At 61.9% G+C, this 17,599-nt stretch carries 18 protein-coding genes; 5 read left to right on the top strand and 13 right to left on the bottom strand.

From position 1 onward, the window contains the following. Window positions 1-12 precede the first annotated feature (12 nt). Complete coding sequence (nosP, locus tag KDW95_RS03030) at window positions 13-1,176, bottom strand: nitric oxide-sensing protein NosP (protein ID WP_255854784.1); 1,164 nt, start codon at window positions 1,174-1,176, stop codon at window positions 13-15. 272 nt (window positions 1,177-1,448) lie between these two features. Continuing rightward, window positions 1,449-1,745: a hypothetical protein gene (locus KDW95_RS03025; RefSeq protein WP_255854783.1), complete on the bottom strand. Its 297-nt coding sequence runs from the start codon at window positions 1,743-1,745 to the stop codon at window positions 1,449-1,451. Window positions 1,746-2,105: 360 nt separating this feature from the next. On the opposite strand from KDW95_RS03025, the gene KDW95_RS03020 reads away from it, so the two are divergent. Beyond that, window positions 2,106-2,567 carry a hypothetical protein gene (locus tag KDW95_RS03020; RefSeq protein ID WP_255854782.1) on the top strand — a complete coding sequence of 154 codons (462 nt, stop codon included), beginning with the start codon at window positions 2,106-2,108 and terminating at the stop codon, window positions 2,565-2,567. A 112-nt stretch (window positions 2,568-2,679) separates the two neighbouring features. On the opposite strand, the gene KDW95_RS03015 is transcribed toward KDW95_RS03020, so the two are convergent. Both KDW95_RS03015 and KDW95_RS03010 read right to left on the bottom strand, forming a co-directional pair. Then, window positions 2,680-3,159 carry a nuclear transport factor 2 family protein gene (locus KDW95_RS03015; RefSeq protein WP_255854781.1) on the bottom strand — a complete coding sequence of 160 codons (480 nt, stop codon included), beginning with the start codon at window positions 3,157-3,159 and terminating at the stop codon, window positions 2,680-2,682. 33 nt (window positions 3,160-3,192) lie between these two features. Further along, the gene (locus tag KDW95_RS03010; protein ID WP_255854780.1) at window positions 3,193-3,804 is read right to left on the bottom strand and encodes a pyridoxamine 5'-phosphate oxidase family protein; all 612 of its coding nucleotides are present in this window, start codon (window positions 3,802-3,804) and stop codon (window positions 3,193-3,195) included. Window positions 3,805-3,967: 163 nt separating this feature from the next. Between KDW95_RS03010 and KDW95_RS03005 the strand changes: the two genes are divergently transcribed. Continuing rightward, complete coding sequence (locus KDW95_RS03005; protein WP_255854779.1) at window positions 3,968-4,879, top strand: LysR family transcriptional regulator; 912 nt, start codon at window positions 3,968-3,970, stop codon at window positions 4,877-4,879. 649 nt (window positions 4,880-5,528) lie between these two features. Here KDW95_RS03005 and KDW95_RS03000 read toward each other — a convergent pair. Continuing rightward, window positions 5,529-6,239 (bottom strand): M48 family metallopeptidase, encoded by a 711-nt coding sequence (locus tag KDW95_RS03000; protein ID WP_255854778.1) that lies wholly within the window; start codon window positions 6,237-6,239, stop codon window positions 5,529-5,531. Window positions 6,240-6,344: 105 nt separating this feature from the next. Between KDW95_RS03000 and KDW95_RS02995 the strand changes: the two genes are divergently transcribed. Then, on the top strand, window positions 6,345-6,941 hold the full coding sequence (locus tag KDW95_RS02995) for a uracil-DNA glycosylase family protein (protein ID WP_255854777.1): 597 nt from the start codon (window positions 6,345-6,347) through the stop codon (window positions 6,939-6,941). Between the two features lies 1 nt (window position 6,942). Here KDW95_RS02995 and KDW95_RS02990 read toward each other — a convergent pair whose 3' ends face one another. From KDW95_RS02990 to KDW95_RS02955, 8 genes are all read right to left on the bottom strand, one after another. Next, entirely contained in the window at window positions 6,943-8,919 is a 1,977-nt protein-coding gene (locus tag KDW95_RS02990) for a transglutaminase TgpA family protein (RefSeq protein WP_255854776.1), read from the bottom strand. Further along, on the bottom strand, window positions 8,916-9,884 hold the full coding sequence (locus tag KDW95_RS02985) for a DUF58 domain-containing protein (RefSeq protein ID WP_255854775.1): 969 nt from the start codon (window positions 9,882-9,884) through the stop codon (window positions 8,916-8,918). Before KDW95_RS02985 ends, KDW95_RS02990 begins: the two co-directional genes overlap by 4 nt. Before the next feature lie 51 nt (window positions 9,885-9,935). Beyond that, complete coding sequence (locus KDW95_RS02980; protein WP_255854774.1) at window positions 9,936-10,877, bottom strand: AAA family ATPase; 942 nt, start codon at window positions 10,875-10,877, stop codon at window positions 9,936-9,938. Between the two features lie 266 nt (window positions 10,878-11,143). After that, on the bottom strand, window positions 11,144-11,437 hold the full coding sequence (locus KDW95_RS02975) for a DUF6482 family protein (protein ID WP_255854773.1): 294 nt from the start codon (window positions 11,435-11,437) through the stop codon (window positions 11,144-11,146). Between the two features lie 244 nt (window positions 11,438-11,681). Next, entirely contained in the window at window positions 11,682-13,898 is a 2,217-nt protein-coding gene (locus tag KDW95_RS02970) for a putative bifunctional diguanylate cyclase/phosphodiesterase (protein WP_255854772.1), read from the bottom strand. Between the two features lie 240 nt (window positions 13,899-14,138). Next, window positions 14,139-14,621: an FKBP-type peptidyl-prolyl cis-trans isomerase gene (locus KDW95_RS02965; RefSeq protein WP_255854771.1), complete on the bottom strand. Its 483-nt coding sequence runs from the start codon at window positions 14,619-14,621 to the stop codon at window positions 14,139-14,141. Between the two features lie 241 nt (window positions 14,622-14,862). Then, on the bottom strand, window positions 14,863-15,831 hold the full coding sequence (locus KDW95_RS02960) for a hypothetical protein (RefSeq protein WP_255854770.1): 969 nt from the start codon (window positions 15,829-15,831) through the stop codon (window positions 14,863-14,865). A 53-nt stretch (window positions 15,832-15,884) separates the two neighbouring features. After that, window positions 15,885-16,586, bottom strand: coding sequence for an endonuclease (locus tag KDW95_RS02955; protein ID WP_255854769.1), 702 nt, complete (start codon window positions 16,584-16,586; stop codon window positions 15,885-15,887). A gap of 233 nt (window positions 16,587-16,819) precedes the next feature. On the opposite strand from KDW95_RS02955, the gene KDW95_RS02950 reads away from it, so the two are divergent. Continuing rightward, window positions 16,820-17,092, top strand: coding sequence for a hypothetical protein (locus KDW95_RS02950; protein ID WP_255854768.1), 273 nt, complete (start codon window positions 16,820-16,822; stop codon window positions 17,090-17,092). 270 nt (window positions 17,093-17,362) lie between these two features. Further along, window positions 17,363-17,566, top strand: a complete 204-nt coding sequence (locus tag KDW95_RS02945; RefSeq protein ID WP_255854767.1) for a hypothetical protein — start codon at window positions 17,363-17,365, stop codon at window positions 17,564-17,566. The last annotated feature ends 33 nt before the right edge of the window (window positions 17,567-17,599 follow it).

Here is a 17,599-nt window from a genome sequence, read left to right as displayed (position 1 = left end):
CCGGTGGCCACTTCAGCGCCGCGCATGGCGGTAGCCTCCAATCGCCACACCAGTGAAGGTCTGGTTAAGGTGCATGCCATTGAACTGCTCGCCATAGGTATTGAATCCAATCACGCGGTGCGCCTTCAGGTAGTCCGATGTGGTGCCGTCGAGCCCTGTGTATTCCGCCTCCAACCGACGCAGGAAGCAGTCGCAGCCGATCACCAGGCGGGGGGTGCCGATGGACTGCTCGATACGGGCGAACTCGGCATCCAGATTCGCCAGCATGGCGCCGGGACGCATGGCGGTCAGCACGATGCCCTTTTCCACTGCACAGTAGAACGTCATGCTCAGGTCCGCATTGACCCGCTGAATGGAACGTACGTAAAACTCGTCGCCAATGCGCACCGCCACGGGATTGAGAGCAAAAGCCCGAAAATCGAGATCCGCCACCGGCACACCCAGCAGCCGGGCATATACCAGCGCAGCGGGTTCGGCATTGAGTTCCGTGACGGTACGGCTGTCGGGGTCGGCCCCGGTAACCACCATTTTTTCCCCGGGGTGTTCGATATGGTGGCTCGAAAACACCTCGAACTCACAGCGGGTATTGAACAGCAGCACCACGGCGGCATCGGTATGAAAGCGCCCGTCAAAGAAAACATGGGTATTGGCCAGGTGGATATCGTCCCCCGCCGAGCCGCCAAAATTGGGAATGCTGCCCAGCGCCGAGTTCAGCGCGACCAGAAACAGCTCCTCCTGGCTCGAGAGGCCATCGAGCAGCGTCAGCGCAAAGGTGTTGCCCTTGATGGGTGCCAGGTTACGGGAACGACAGCCCGCGGTAAGCCCCTCGACAACAGCCTGGGCATCGGTCAGGGAAAAGCGGCCAATCTCCTTCACCAGCTGGCCTTCAATGGCGAAACTGCGGTTATCGAATCCGATGGCCGTGACGCACCCCTGACCATAGCCCTGGGGAGTGATTTCGCCCGCCGTGGTACAGCCGGCGAGCCCGACACCGGCAAAGTCGGCCTGCAGTGCCGCGCCCAGCGCCTGGAGATCATATTCGGCGGAACAGAAAAACAGCACAAAGCCGAGCGTTGGTGCACGCAGCGCCGCAGAAAGCTCGGCGGACGCCGTGGCGGGATCGGGACTGTAACTCACCGCGGTGAGCGCAGGTGACTGGGGGTATTCGAGGGTCAACGCTTGCCTCCCCGGGAGTATCAGCGTCAGAAATGATGGCAGCAGCCTTATTGTAGGCGCAGCGGCAGTCGCCCCGAAATACTACTTGGGAAGTACCTGCAAAAAGCCAGACAAGCCTCTGTTTTACCAGTACTTTCAACAGATAAATGGTAATTCTGGCCGCAGCCTGGAAGGCGAAAACAGTACTTTAGTACTGCGTTGCGTGATTGCCGAGCCCATAAAAACGCGGTTGCAGACACTGGAGAAGGGGGTAACCAGTATCCACAACCGCGTCACCGCGACCTGGATGACCAGGTCAGTACTACACCGACTGCGATGGTGTCGGTATCCTCGAAGTCTGAACCACCCACGGCGACTTCGGTACGATTCAATGCTGCAACCCGCTTGAGGTTTTCATTTAGATCGTGAAAGACGGCGACGGCAGTATGGGTGTACTCAGCATCGGCGCCCATCCGCAGCGGATCATGGCTGCTTGAGTTCTCACAATAGGACAAAACAAAACGGTTTGCACCCAGGATGCAAGATGCCCGGGTCAAATAGCCCTGCACATCATCGATTTCGGATGTCACCAGGTTGCTCTAACAGGCTGATGAAAAACGACCTGCTAACCACGGCCAATATTGCCGAAGGGCTGCCGCCACCCACCAGCCCCTCCGAATTCGAACAGCCGTAAAACACCCTTATTGACCAAGTCTTCCAATACCTTAACGCCATTATATAAAGTGAAAGCTGAAGTTCTGCACAGCACGTCGGGCGGATCCGCAGGGCTGCCCTTCCCCCCCTGGTCGCGGGTTCTTGCGCGGCCACGGCACCCACCGGAACACAGACAAGGGCAGTCGCTGCTGCAGCACTGCGGATTCGGCTATGCTTTGGGAGCTATCATGGGCGGGCGCACCTGCCAGTCCGCCGGCGCTACAAGGAGAGGATTCATGAAAACAATCGTTAGGCTGTTACTCGGCTCCACTGCCGTATTGCTGGCCACCCTGTTCGGCACGGTGGCGCAGGCATCGGAACTGTCGGACCAAATGATCCGGGATGCGCGCCAAAGCTGTGCCGCCAACCAGGACGGACAGCTGGGCTACCAACCGGGTACCATCCGCGTAATCGACCTCAACCGCGACGGCATCGAAGATGAAATCGTCGACGAAAGCACCTACAGCTGCACCTCGTCGGCCAGCCAGTTTTGCGATGCCACCGGCTGCGGTCTCAAGGTAATCGTCAACAGCCAGGTGCTGGAGCGTCATGTGCGCCAATGGCAGATAATCGACTGGGACAGCGACCGCATGCTGCTACTGTCACTGCACGGTTCCTACTGCGGTACCCAGGCGACCCATGGCTGTTACGAAGCCATCACCTGGGTTGAAGGCGGTTTTCGCAGTGTACGCCGCTAGCTGAAGACTGTTGCAGCCCGAAGCGGTTGCCAACCGCAAGGCTGCAAAAATACAAAAGGCCTGAAAGCCACCGCCGGCTTTCAGGCCTTTGCGTAATTGCTGCATCCCGGGCTTACAGCCCCAGCTCGCTCAGTCCGGGGTGGTCGTCGGGCCGTCGCCCCTGGGGCCAGCGGAACCTGCGTTCGGCCTCGGTGATGGGCACATCGTTGATGCTCGCATGGCGTTGCGCCATCAGGCCATTGTCGTCAAACAGCCAGTTTTCGTTACCGCAGGCGCGGAACCAGGCGCCGCTGTCATCCTGCCATTCGTAAACAAAGCGCACTGCAATGCGGTTGTCGGTAAAGGCCCAGAGTTCCTTGATCAGGCGGTATTCGTGCTCGCGCTGCCACTTGCGAGTCAGCAGATCACGGATTTCTTCGCGCCCCGTCACGTAGGAGGATCGATTGCGCCAGCGGCTGTCCGGCGTGTAAGCCAGGGACACGCGCTGCGGATCGCGGCTGTTCCAGGCGTCTTCTGCCAGGCGAATTTTCTGGATGGCCGTGTCACGGCTAAAGGGCGGCAACGGCGGCCGCGGTTCGGATGCTGTGGACATGATCTGTCTCCCTGTTGTGTCGTCATTGGTGTTTCACGCATTGCGTTGGTAACCTGCGATGATGGCGCGCAGGCGGCGGTTCTCCTCGCGCAGGGGATCGAGTTGCCGTGCCAGTTCCTCAGCGCTGTAGCGCGGTACCAGGTGCTGTGGGCAGTTCCAGTCGAAGGCCTGCAGCTCGATGACAAAACCCCGCTCGATACCGGCGCCGTAATCAGCCACCGCAAGGGCGGCAAGCTGATCCGGTTCGCCCTCTCCCAGCTCCCGCACCCTGCCCAGCAGCTTGAGCCGCGCCCGGTTGGGGTAGTCCACCATGATCAGGGCGACGCGGTCACAGCTGCGAAAATTTCCGGTACTGATGTACTGCCGGTTGCCCTTGAAATCGGCAAAGCCGATATGACGGTCATCCAGCACCCGCACAAATCCTGCTGGACCGCCGCGGTGCTGCACATAGGGCCAGCCGGTTTCCGTGACGCTGGCCATGTAGAAGCTGTCACGGGCCGCGATAAAGTCGGCCTCGCGCGGCCCCAGGCGATGATGATTGTCAGCCCCCTGCTCCATCCTGGCATAGCTGTCGCGACTTCCCTGATCCCGCTGCAGCGCACGGACCCTGGGCGTAAAGGCGATGTCGGCAAATTTGTGTCCCATCCCATACCTCCTCATATACGACCGGACGATGCCCAGCCTGGACGCCGAAGCCGCTGGCACCGCTCCGGCGCTGTCACTTGGCATTGCACACAGCATCACAAATATCACTTGCGAAAAGAATCCATGAAAAACACAATTAATTATTCCACTAGAGGGAACAGTTATGGATCAGTTCCACCTGATGAGCGTATTTGTTGCCGTCGCTGACGAGCAGGGTTTCGCGGCCGGGGCACGCAAGCTGGGACTCTCGCCACCGGCGGTAACCCGTGCGGTAGCGGCACTCGAAAAGAAGCTCGGGGTGCGGCTACTGCAGCGCACCACCCGCCTGGTAAGACCCACGGATGCGGGCCTGCGATACCTGGAAGACGCGAGGCGCATCCTCAATGAGGTCGAGGCCGCAGGCGATGCCGCCGCAGGCATCAATGCCGAACCACGGGGACACCTAAGCGTGACAGCGCCAGCGCTGTTCGGTCGCATCTTCGTACTGCCCACCCTGGTGGAGTACCTGGAGCTGTACCCGCAGACACGGATGTCGAGCCTGTTTCTGGATCGCGTGGTCAACATGATGGAAGAAGGCGTCGATGTGGGCGTGCGCATCGGCGAACTGCCGGACTCCAGCTTGCGGGCACTGCGGGTGGGCTCGGTACGACTGATGCTCTGTGCCGCGCCGGCGTACCTGGCACGCCACGGTACACCCCAGAGTGTGGCGGCACTGCGAGATCACAGCATTGTCGCCTCCAGTGCCGGCAGTAGCCATTCAGCTACAGACTGGCGCTTTGAAACGAACAAGGGTAGCCAGAACATTCGGGTGCAGCCAAGACTGCGCGTCACCACCAATGATGCCGCCATCGAAGCCGCCCGACAGGGCCTGGGGATTACCCGGGTATTGTCGTACCAGGTTGCACCGCAGCTTGAGTCCGGCACACTGCAGGCACTGCTGACCGATTGCGAACCCCCGCCCCGTCCTATTCATATCGTGCACCGTGAAGACCGCTACAGCAGCGCCAAGGTTCGCACTCTGGTGGACCTGCTCGCCCGACGCCTGCGGGCACAGCCTGCGCTGAATCCGGACTAAGCCTGGCTGGGCCGGGCTGAACCGGGCTGAACCGAGCCATGCTGCGCCGCCCCGTCTCTCCACGAACACAGATTCATATCTGTGCACCGTGAAGACCGCTACAGCAGTGCCAAGGTTCGCACTCTGGTGGACCTGCTCGCCCGGCGCCTGCGGGCACAGCCTGCACTAAATCCGGATTAAGCCGGGCTGGGCCGGACTGGGCCGGGCTGAACCGAGCCATCCCGCGCCGCCCCGCCTCTCCACGAACACAGATTCATATCGTGCACCGCGAAGACCGCTACAGCAGTGCCAAGGTTCGCACTCTGGTGGACCTGCTCGCCCGGCGCCTGCGGGCACAGCCTGCACCGAATCCGGACTAAGCCGGACTGGGCCGGGCTGAACCCCTCGATACCGGCCCCTACCGGCCGGCGCCAACTCGGCGGCACACAGAAACAGGCCGCAATATAAGATAACGGTATAAATCGCACCAGAGCTACTGACTACTGACTACTGACTACTGACTACTGACTACTGACTACTGACTACTGACTACTGACTACTGACTACTGACTACTGACTACTGACTACTGACTACTGACCAATGACCAATAACCAATGACCAATAACCAATAACCAATAACCAATGACTACTGACTAATGACTGCGGGCGCTACCATTGCAGCCAGCAGCCGCGCTGATGAAAGTAAGCCTGCAGCGACCGATAGTTGGGGCAGTGCTGCTCCACCAGCGCCCAGAAGCGAGGCGAGTGATCGAAATGGCGCAGATGGCAGAGCTCGTGGATCAGCACATAGTCCGCCGCATCGGGCCGAGCCATGATCAGGCGCCAGTTCAGCGCAATACGCCCCTGGCTGTCGCAACTGCCCCAGCGACGGCGGAAGTTGCGAATCGACACGCCGGCCGGTACCAGCCCGCTCTGCCTGCCCAGCTCCTGTAATCGCGGCACCAGCTGCTGTGTTGCCTGCTGTATCAGCCACTGCTGCACCAGTGTACCCGTCGCTTCCGCCTCCGGCCGGCGGATACGCCGCGAAAGGGTCACCTGCAGTTCATCACCCTGGACCCGCACGCCGGAGGCCGCGCCCCGTGCCCAGCTCAGCCGGTAGTCGCGGCCGCGCCAGGGAATCAGCCCAGCCTGCACGATCTCGATACCGTGGGCGGCCTGCTGAATCTGCTGCCGGTCCAGATGGCGGAGTACCCACTCACGTCGGCTCTGCACGAAGTCATCGACCCATTGGGCACTGACCCACTGCGGCACCCGCACCAGCACCGCATCGGCATTGATCTGGATAGCAGCGCTCTTGCGCTTGCTGCGTACCACCCTATAGTCAAATGGCAACAGTGCCTGGTTAGGACTCGACGACATGGAACTCCCGGCTGTGCAATTTTCTGATATGACAGACCCGACAATGCGCGCCCAGGGCACGGCGCAGCCGCGGATAAGGTATGCCGCCATTATACGGACGACTGAATGCTAAAACCGATCTCTGCCCATAATTGTGATGCCCTGGTAGAACAGGTGCGCCAGTGCCGCCACTGCGAAGGCCTGCCGGACATCGCCCGTCCCATCGTGCAGGCGAGCAGTGCTGCCCGTATCCTGATCATTGGCCAGGCGCCTGGCAGTCGCACAACGGCCCAGGGCCGACCCTTCGACGATGCCAGTGGCGAGCGGTTGCGAAGCTGGCTCGGGCTCGAGCGGGAGCTGTTCTACGACCCCGCTTGCCTGGCCATCATGCCGATGGGGTTCTGCTTCCCGGGCTCCACGGCCAGCGGCGACCGACCGCCGCGCAGGGAATGCGCCCCGCTGTGGCACCCCCGCCTGCTCGAGGCCATGCCCGCCATACGCCTGACCCTGCTGATCGGCCAGTATGCCCAGCAACGCTATATTGCGGACAAGCCTGTGTCTCTCACCCAGACCGTCGCCCGCTGGCGTGAACTGGAACCGGGCGTGCTGCCGCTGCCCCACCCCTCGCCCCGCAACCGGCGCTGGTTCAGCAACAACCCCTGGTTCGACACCGAACTGCTGCCAGAGCTGCGACGGCGGGTGACGCTCGCCCTGGCCGACTGAATCACAGCTGGCGCACACAGGCACGCACCGCCGCCTGGTAGGCCCGCTGCAGCCGGGCCTCGCCAACCTGGGCATAGCGCAGCTGTTCATACAGCCGTGCGACGGTACCGATCAGGGGGGCCAGATCAGGCCGCGCCAGCGCGACCCTGTCGGCATAGGCCCCAACCGCCTCACCGGGACGTCGCCCCAGGCCGCGCCGCTCGAAACGCGCACTCAGGCCCAGCAGGGCGGCGTCCACCGGGTCCTTCGCTCTTGGCCTGCGCTGTCGCAGCAGACCCAGCGCAACCCAGCCCAGCACCAGGCTGAACGGCACCAGCAGTGCCAACGCCAGTTTCCACAGGGTCAGCTCGCCGAACAGCTTCTGCAACAGCGTATCCTGGCGCAGCTGGTAGCTGAGGACCCAGCGATGCCAGACAAAATTCAGCGCATCGGTGCGCATGCGCAGCGCCGTGATCCAGCCAATATGACCAAAACGCACCGGCGACAGCGGCGTGTCGGCCAGGAACCCTGGCTGCGTGGACAGCAACTGTTCGGCGCTCTGCTCGATACGCTCGGGCGCTACCGCCGCCGTCGGATCGATCCGCACCCAGCCACGCCCCTCGTGCCAGACTTCAGTCCAGGCGTGGGCTTCGAACTGGCGCACTACCAGGTAGGATTCGTACGGATTCCACTCACCGCCAAGATAACCGCCGACGATGCGCGCGGGTACGCCGGCGGCACGCAGCAAAAAGGTCAGGCTGCTGGCAAAGTGGCCGCAAAAGCCTTTGCGGGTATCGAACAGAAACTCATCAATGCTGTCGGCTCCCAGCCGTTCCGGTGTCAGGGTGTAGCGAAACGCAGCGCCGTACAGCGCCAGCGCACGCGCCACCAGCCCTTCCGTGGAGGCATCCTCGGCCCGCCAGGATAATGCCAGTGCGCGGGCGCGCTCATTGCCCGTCTCGGGCAACGCCAGATAACGCTGGCGCTGAAACGTCGAGAGTGGCTGATCACTTTGGCTCGACAGCCTCGATTCGAGGGCAAAATCCACCCGCTGGCGAATCTTGGACGGTGCCCTCAGGGTCTGGTTGGCCTGCATGCGCAGCGGCCAGGGCGCAGCGACCGGGTAATCCAGCCCGTACACCCAGGGCTGGCCACTGGGCTCCTGGGTAATACGGTAGCGCAGCAGCGCCCCGGATGCGGGGCGCTGCTGCGCGGATGGCAACAGGGCACGGTCGGATTCGGCCTGCCAGCGTCGGCCATCGAAGCGATCGTACGTCAGTCCCCGCCAGTACAGTTCAGCGGGCCGCGGTGGCCGCCCCCGGTCGAACTCGACCCGAAACGCCACCTCGCTGGAGCCGGTCAGGCGACTCACGTCCCCGGGGGACAGCGTGTCCGACAGCCCGGTGCGAGCCTCCTCCCGGGCCAGCGGTGCGTACCAGAGCGGACCGATGCGCGGTACCAGTACAAACAGCACCACCATCAGCGGCAGCGCCGGCAGCAGCAGTCGCACCGACGCCCGCAACGGGCGCCAGAAATCGGGATGGCGTTCGCTCTGATAGACCGCGTTCAACGCCGCCGTGATCAGCAGCAGCGCCAGCCCGACATAGAGCGCGTGCAACAGCGTCTGGCCGAACAAAAGCTCGGTGGCGGCCAGGAAATAGGCCACATAGATCAGCACCAGCGCATCGCGGCGCTTGTAGATCTCGAGCAACTTGAGGGAAAAACCGGCGAACAGCAGCGCCACGGCGAGCTCCGGTCCGTTACCCCGCCCAATGGACATGATCACGCCGATGCCGGCAGTCACCGCCATCATGAATTTGACGCTCCAGTGCGGAAAGGAGGTCCGCCCCAGGTGCACCCAAAGACGCCAGCCCAGGGCTCCGAGGGTCATCAGTGGCAGCCACCAGGGTAGGCGCAGACTGTGGGGCAGCAAGACCGCCATCACCATCAGCAGCTGCCATAGCAGTGCCGGCCGGGTCAGCTGATACACCGCCTTCATTGCGAGGCCTGCCCATGCAGTGCCAGGGCACGCAGCACCTGATGACGGTGCCGCCCACCGCTGCCCGGGGCGATCTCGACGCCGGGCAACCGCAAACCGTATTCGACCCCCTGCTCTGCCAGGCGCAGCGTCCAGTAACACAGCCGCGACAGCCGCTGCTCGGTTTCGAGCTCCGGCCAGAATGTCCAGTCGAGCCACAGCTGTTCATCGGCATGATCGACAAACTGCTTGGCATGCAGCCCCTGTCCTGCCGCCAGCTGTTTCCAGGCTATATGGCGTGGCGACATGCCCTTTTGATAGGTTTCAAGGCCGGCGAAGTCTTCGCTGCCGCGCCCGCTTGCCACCGTACCCCGTTCGCCACTGCCAACGCCCGGTGGCAACAGGCCGCCTGCCAGCGGCCGCGGGTAGGCCAGCGCCCTGAAGTCGGTTTCGAGCCAGGTCCAGGCCCGCAACAGCCCCAGTGGATAATGCGTTTCGATCAGCAGCGCCCCCGGACGCCACCAGCCCCGCTCTGTCGCCGGGGCATAGAGCCGCACGCGGCGCTCGGTGTCGTCGATCAGGTCACAGTTTACCGGCACCTGTTCGATCCAGGACAGCTGCAGGGCTTCATAGGTGCGCCGGCGGCCGGCGCGCAGCAACAGTTCGAACTCCGCGTTTTCCCCCACCAGGCAAGGCCTGGCCGACAGCGCCGTGATACTCAGGCCGGCGAGATTGCTGTAGGTGTGCAAGATGGAGACAACAAAGAGCGACAGCAGCACGAAACTGACGGCATACACCAGGTTGTTTTCGTAGTTGATGCCCAGCAGCAGTATCACCAGGGCAGTAAACAGGAACCAGAAGCCCGCCCGGGTCGGGAAGATAAAGACACGGTTTTGCGTCAGCGTCAGCGTGCGGGCCGGTTCATGCCGACCCAGCGCCCAGCGTCGCGCGCGCGCCCCGATCCGACGACGCCAGGCCGCAGTCACGCGTCACCTTCGCGCAACATGGCCCATGCCCATTGCCCGGTGGCGCCGCGCCTAACCAACCACATCCACCTGTTCCAGCATCTGCCGGATCAGCGCTTCGCTGCCATGACCGCCCACCTGTTCGGCCACGCGCAGGCGATGACCGATCACGGGCTCCAGCAGGGCCTGCAGATCTTCGGGCACCACATAATCACGCCCGTGCATGTACGCCCAGGTGCGAGCGCACTGCAGCAGCGCCAGGCTGCCCCGGGGTGACACCCCGTAGGCGAACTGTGGGGATTCACGACTGAACTGCACCAGCCGCTGCAGATAGTCGATAAGACTGCTGGAAACCCGCACCGCCTGGCACTCGGTTCGAATGGCCGCCAGATCATCCTGATCAATACAGACCGGCAGCGGGCTGCGCTGGCGCCGGCTGTGGCCTTCCGCGAGCAGCTGACGCTCCGCCTCGGGGGCCGGGTACCCCAGCTCGATGCGCATCAGAAAACGGTCCAGTTGCGACTCCGGTAACGGGAAGGTACCAAACTGGGTGTTCGGGTTCTGGGTCGCGATCACGAAAAAGGGCTCTGGCAACGGGTGGGTCTGACCGTCGAGGGTGACCTGGCGTTCCTCCATCGCCTCGAGCAGCGCACTCTGTGTCTTGGGGGTGGTGCGGTTGATTTCATCGGCCAGCAGCATCTGGGTAAACACTGGCCCGGGGTGGAAGCGGAACGCCGAGGCATTCTGGTCGAAAATGGACACACCGACAATATCCGCCGGCAGCATGTCGCTGGTGAACTGAACACGCTGAAAACTCAGCCCCAGCACCTGGGCAAGCCCGTGGGCCAGGGTCGTTTTCCCCATGCCGGGCAGATCCTCGATCAGCAGGTGCCCCTGGGAAAACAGGCAGGTCAGCGCCATGCGGATCTGGCTTTGCTTGCCCAGCACCAGGGTACCGACACTGCTGACCGCAAGTTCGACCTTGTCGCGCAGGGCAACACTCTGTTTATCCATCGCCGACGATACACCCATAGATCCTGCCTCGATAACGGACTCCGCATTCGGATCCCTGCTTGCTGTGTGCCTGGCGGGCAACCGGATTTCCTGCCAGGTTAGCCAGTGCCCTGTGCTGAACTCGATCCTCGACCGGAGCATGCTCTGGCCCGGCTGCCGACCTAATAAAGTACCACACATTAAAACACCTGCCGTTATGCCAACCGGCAGGTGTCTGGCGGTAACCGCCCCAGCCGGGCGGTCACTGTTAGCCCTCAGGCCAACAATCAGAATTTGAGCGGGATGGAATCACTGTGGTAATCCATCACCACGCCGGCACAGGTTTCGTCATGGGGCGTGACCTGCACCAGATTGGCTTCATGTACGCCCGCACGGTGGCACACATCATAGGCCTGGGCCACGTTGGCACAGGTCAGAACGGTACCACTGCGGTCCTTGATCAGGTCCTTGCCGCCCTCGTACTCCACTTCAACAACCATGGGGCCACAGCCGGACTCGATAAAATTGACCGCCTTGAGCCTGTGGCTCGAAGCCAGTGCCTTGAACTCGGAAATTTGCATTTGAGCCTCCACCGATGTCTCACAGCCGGTCGCCCTTGGATGCCCGACCCGGGCAACAGAACGGTTGCCCCAGGCCCGGTGCACAGGCTTCGGCGCCATCGTACACGCAGCCAAACGGGGCCCCTGCCCCGCACTCGCTACCTATGCAGTATAGGAGGTTATACACACAGCGATGCCCGGCCGGCCGAGCGCCCTCGATGGCACAGCAGGCACGAGCCCCGCACGGCCTAGGACGGCAGCGCCGTTATGCGATTGCGTCTGCTGTATGCGGCAACAGGCGGCCTGTATCGGGAATGGCGCCGATCACCGGCCTGCCGTAGAAATAGCCCTGTACCTGGCGACAGCCAAAGGCATGCAACAGGTCGCGCTGCGCTACGGTTTCAACGCCCTCGGCAATAACGTCCAGGTCAAGCTGAGCCGACATCGCGATCACCGCCTGGATAATCTGGCGGTCTTCTTCATTCTCGCCGATATCTTTCACGAAGCAGCGGTCAATCTTCAGCGTATCCACCGGCAGCTGCTTGAGCAGCGCCAGGGACGAGTAACCTGTACCAAAGTCGTCTATGGATATGCGTATCCCCAGCCCTTTCAGGGCGTTGAGGATGGCGATGGTGGCATCCAGGTTGTCCATCAGCGTGCTTTCGGTGATCTCGAACTCCAGCAAGTCCGGTGGCACGCCGGTTTCGCGCAGGATTGCCGCCACCTCGGTCATGAAATGCTTGTCGCGAAACTGCTGCGGGCTGATATTGAGCGCCACCGGCACAAGATCCCGCTGCGCCTCAATGCGGGCGACCAGCCCCTGGCAGACAGATCGCAGCACCCAGAACCCCAGCGGTATAATCAGACCCGACTGCTCGGCGGCCGGGATAAAGTGACCCGGCATCAACAGGCCCTGCTCGGGATGCTGCCAGCGTACCAGGGCCTCGAAAGCAACCACCCGGTCCTGCTCAATATTGACGATAGGCTGAAAGGCCAGGGCCAGTTGCCGGCTGGACAGTGCATGTCGCAGGTCCTCCTCCAGCTGCATCAGCTGCGAGGCTTCACGCTGCATGTCAATATTGAAAAATTCGACACAGTTCTTGCCACGGCGCTTGGAGGCATAGAGCGCCAGATCGGCATTGCGCAGCAACTGGCTGGCCGAATCGCCGTCATGGGGCGCCTGGGTAATTCCCATCGACGTACTGATCACCAGGTCCCGACCGTTCAAACGCACCGGCCGCCCCAGCACCGCGACGACCTTCTCGGCCAGCCCGAGCAGGTCATGCCGCCCGCCGCTGTTGCGCAACACCACCGCGAACTCGTCACCTCCCAGACGGGCAACAATGTCGTTGGCACGCACCTGGCCCCGCAGGCGGTTCGCGACTTCAACCAGCAACTGATCACCCACCTCATGCCCCATGGAGTCATTGATGCGCTTGAAGTCATCCAGGTCCAGATACAGCAATGCGACCACACCGCCGCTGTACGTCTGCTCGCGCAGAGCCTGGCCGAGCTGCTCATTCAGCAGCCGTCGGTTCACCAGCCCGGTAAGGTAGTCATGGTAGGCGAGCTCATGCAGTTCCTCGGTACGTGATGTCACCAGTGCGCGCAGCCGATAGGGCTCGCGCAACACATAGTGCACCAGCCAGGCAATGATCAGCGCGGCCAGAACACTCAGAAGGTGGCCGTAACCGAGAATCAGGCCTCGCTCGCTCGGCCCGTGGCTCATGCGCAGCACCCAGCGATCATTCGGCACCCGCACATCCAGTGTCTGTACGTTCGCACTGTTAAGCGGGCCTCCGCCCTCGAAAACAACCCGTTGTGCTACACCGGGGCTGGCGGGACGAATCAGCGCATACTGGTAGCCGCTGCGGGCCAGCGTCTGCAAGTCCGTCACTGATAACAGCCGTTCGATATCGATAACCGCCGAGACGAAGCCCCAGAAATACTCGCCGGCACCGGACTCAGAATCGGGCAAATAGACGGGATTGCGGCCGATCACCGCGCTACCACCCTGGATGAGATCCAGCGGGCCGTTGAGCGTCAGACGATGGTCATCCCGCGCTTTGGCGGTAGCCACGGCCGTGGGGCCATGCTCAAACACATTCAGCCCCAGTGCCGCTTCGTTACCGGAATACGGAAAAACCTGGCGATTGATCCCGGCAGGGGCGAGCTGCAGGCTGGATACCGAGGGGAAGTCACGCAGTATCTCTGCGGCACGGGCGGCAAAATCCGCCGGCTCACCATCACTGCGGCGTACTTCATGGGCCAGCAGTTCGGTCGACAGCAGAGAAAAATTCAGCAGGCGTTCGACAGAACTGACCTGGGTATTGATCAGGTCACGTACGAGGGAGGCCTGCTCCCGTTGCTGCAGTGCCTGGTTAAGCTGGTTCCAGTACGTCCCCAGCAACAGCACGGCGGCAAAGACAAAGGCGGAAAAAATAGAGGTTTTACGCAGCACCCAGACTCCCGTTGCGCTCACCGGCGATACATCCATGCATCGGCAGCCGCAAAACCCACGTCTCTCCCCTGGCGCTGACAAGGCCGCTGGGCCGCTCCGGCACCGGCAACCGCGGGAGGTCAGGTCAGGCAAGGTGCCGTTATCCGTAACGTGGCGGGAAAGGCTAAAGCGTCCATTCTCAGGATCAGGGATCCGAACAACCGGGCTCAGGGAGCCCGGTTGCCGAGCCGGCGAGGCGTTCCTGCCGGCCCGTTAGCGCACTTAGTGGTGGTGACCACCTTCACCGTGGGCGTGGCCGTGCTGCAGCTCTTCTTCGCTGGCCTGGCGAACATCCACAACCTCTACCGAGAAGTTCAGGGTTTCACCGGCCAGGGGATGGTTGCCGTCCAGCTGTACGCTGTCATCCGCGACGGCGATAACGGTTACCGGCTGCTCGCCCCAGGGCGTCTGTGCCAGAAACTGCATGCCGACTTCGATTTCCTCGACACCGACAAAGTTGCTGCGTTCAACATCCTGTACCAGATCTTCGCGACGTTCACCGTAGCCACGCTCGGGCTCAACGGTTACATCCAGCTTGTCGCCCACGGCCTTGCCGACCAGGGCCGTCTCGAGACCTTCAACGATGTTGCCACCGCCGTGCAAATAGGCCAGCGGTTCCTGTCCTGCGGACGTATCGATCACATCGCCGGCGGCGTTTTTCAGGGTATAGTGAATCTGCACTATGGTATTTTCAGCTATCTGCACTGGTATTACTCCGTTCTGTCGTCACAACTGACTCAGATCACCATCGAATTTCCCGCCCGGGTTGGACATTCGAGACCTGGCACTGAACAGCAGACATTTAAGTAGTTGAAAACCTGTGTGAGCCACCCGCAGATAACGCCACCAAGCATTCCCCGCGCATCCTAACGTGCCGACCGGCGACTGTCACCCCTTGCCGGAATTATGGCCGGCCAGAGGCTCGCAACCGTCGCTTCGCCGGCAGTCAGGGGCCCCTTTGCAGCGTGCCCGCAGTACTGTCCCAGCGCCAGATGCCGCTGCCACTGAGGTTGACACCACCGATCCAGCGATCGATCGGTTGTTGCGATAGCCAGTCGGACGCACCATTGAGCACCTGCAGCCCCAGGGGCGTCAGCGACAAGCCCAAGCCCAGGAAAGCGTCATCGCAACCGCCAAGACCTGGCCGGACAAAACGCCCGTCGGCATCAAGCAGCGCACAGGGCCCGCGGAGCAGGCCATCCAGTACACGCCAGAAGCTTGCGTCCCCCATGAATGCCACCTCTTCGCGGGCACGCACGGCCTTGAACAGCTCCGCCGGGGCCCGCACGCCGGACTCCACCGCCTGCAGGACCGCCCTTTCGGTCCGATTGACCCCGGCAGGATCCGGGTACTCCTGCAACACACGCACCAGAGCGGATTCCAGAAAGGGCAGTGCCGACAAATCCCGCTGCAGCAGGTTGACCAGCATGCGCGGGTTTGGACTGCAAAACGCTTGCCATGCATCCACTGCCAACGCCAGCTGCGCCTCGCTCACCTGCAGTCGGCGGGCAAATAAGCCGGCGGCCTGGGTGGAATCAGCCTGCCCCAGATAGTCTGCCACCAACACAAGCTCTGGCCAGGCCAAGCCCTGCCCCTCCTCGTGATACCAGTTCAGCAGCTGCAACAGGTGCAGCTGATCGTAGAGCTCAAACGAATTCCAGATAACGACGCCACCTTCACGGGCGGCACGGCGAAACAGCGCATCCCGAGCCTGGAAGTGCGTCTGGGCTTCGAAATCGGTGGCCCAGCCACAGCTGGCAATAAAGGCGGCACGGACACGGGACAGCTCATCCAGGCCGAGCCCCGCCGGAACCGGGCCCTCATGCAGCACGTCGCTCCAGGCCAGGTACTCACCATCGATACCGGCCTGCTGCAGCCACTGGTTCGCCATGTCGCCATGGGTAATGTGAAGCATGGGTGTTCCTCCTTCCTTATAGAGTGCGTTTCTCGGCCGGCACGACAGCAAGCTCAGGGGACCCGGTTGCGGACCAGCATATCCGGCTCGGCTTCAACATGGGGATTGCCAAATCCCTGAACGGTGCGAATCCGCCGGTTGCGTTCCAGCTCCCAGGTATCGACCGGATCGGTCCGGTGCCAGGCCTCCAGCAGCCGCGTCTCACTTGTACTCAGGCGCAACTGGTAGCGATCCCGCATGTAAAAGTAGATGCGGGCAATATCACCCCGCACGCCATCGGCGGGCTCAAGCATGCGCCCCTTGAAGTCCACTTCGACATCGCAGGCACCATAGGCCCGCGATTCGCCGGCGATCATACCGTAAGCGTAGTTGGATCGATCACCGTTGACTTCACCAATGGCCGGCACCAGGTTGTTCATGTCGGCCTCCATGCGCTTGAATTCGGGATCCTTGCTGCACGCCCGTCGCCCGCCCTGCTGCCAGCACTGGCGCTGATGCCCGAACACCCAGGCCGGCATCACATGTTCCCATTCGATACGCCCGGCACGGTTAGCGTTCTTGCGAGCGGTATAGCCACAACTGGCCAGATCCGGCTCTAGCCGCTTGCCCAGTGCAGCGTAGCGGCACCCGCAGTAAAACGACTGTGGATTATCGGCATAGATCGAGGCCATTTCACGCTTGGCCGCACTGAAAGACACCGGCGGGCCGGCAAACGTATAAAGTGGCACCAGCAGTGCCACCCACAACATACGCATAACAATATCCGTATCAGACGCATCCTGCGGTTACCGCAGACATCCTGTCTGCACTGAACGGGAGCCACGCCCCCGGCAATAAGTACTTGACCATGCGTTCAAAATTAGGACTTAGTCCTAAATATTTTTGCGCGCAGCTCCGCTAGAGTTACCCCTGTATACCATTGTACAGACCGGACCTTCGGCGCATTGGATGCACACCGAAATCAATCCGCTCCACGCGAGGCACTGAAATGGAAAGCACCTGCCCCTCATGCGAACTCCTGATTACCCAGCAACGCCACCACCCCTACCTGGTTAACATCAGCTCGTTGCAGGACAGCCAGCTTTACAAATGTCGCTGCTGCAACAGCTACCTGCACCGTTACCTGAGCCAGTGGGAAATTATCAGCATCGGATTTTACGATGAGAAGCAGGGACCGCCAGCGCCCGGCAATGAGGCCGACAACGGGCCGGACACATCGGTCTTCGCCAGCGCACTGGGGCATTCCCGCGGCGGCCATTAAAACGCCGACGCGGCACTATACGCCTGCCAGACCAGATTCATCAATACGCAAGGGATTACCAGACATCATGCACAGCACGTTACGCTTCAAGGACGACGCGAGCGGGCAAGGCCCAGGGTCAATGGCGGGACCGGGATTACCCGCATTTTCCTCCACGAACCGCGCTGTTAACCGCTCAAGGCCCCCCGCCGCTCCAACAGCAGCATCATGGCCGCTCTTTGCAATACAGCAGATCAGATGTGCGCGACAACCTGTGCGCGAGGTTACTGCATGAACACACCCTGCCTGTGTTGCAACAATATCGAAGCCACGGCAGCGCCGCTTCTGGACCTGCAGCAATTTAGCATCCTGTTCTCCCAGGAAGGCCTCTGTATCGCACGCTGCAACCAGTGCGGTGACTGGTTATCCAACGAAGCCGGCCACTGGGAACCTCTGCTGCAGTATCAGTACGAACGCGCCCACAGCCACAGCTGAACGCCAGGCACAAACAAGGCGCCTGCACGGCCA

The sequence above is a fragment of the Marinobacterium rhizophilum genome (assembly GCF_024397915.1).
Taxonomy (GTDB): domain Bacteria; phylum Pseudomonadota; class Gammaproteobacteria; order Pseudomonadales; family Balneatricaceae; genus Marinobacterium_A; species Marinobacterium_A rhizophilum_A.
Note: the sequence above shows the minus strand (reverse complement) of the source record. Positions and strands in the feature narration are given on the sequence as shown.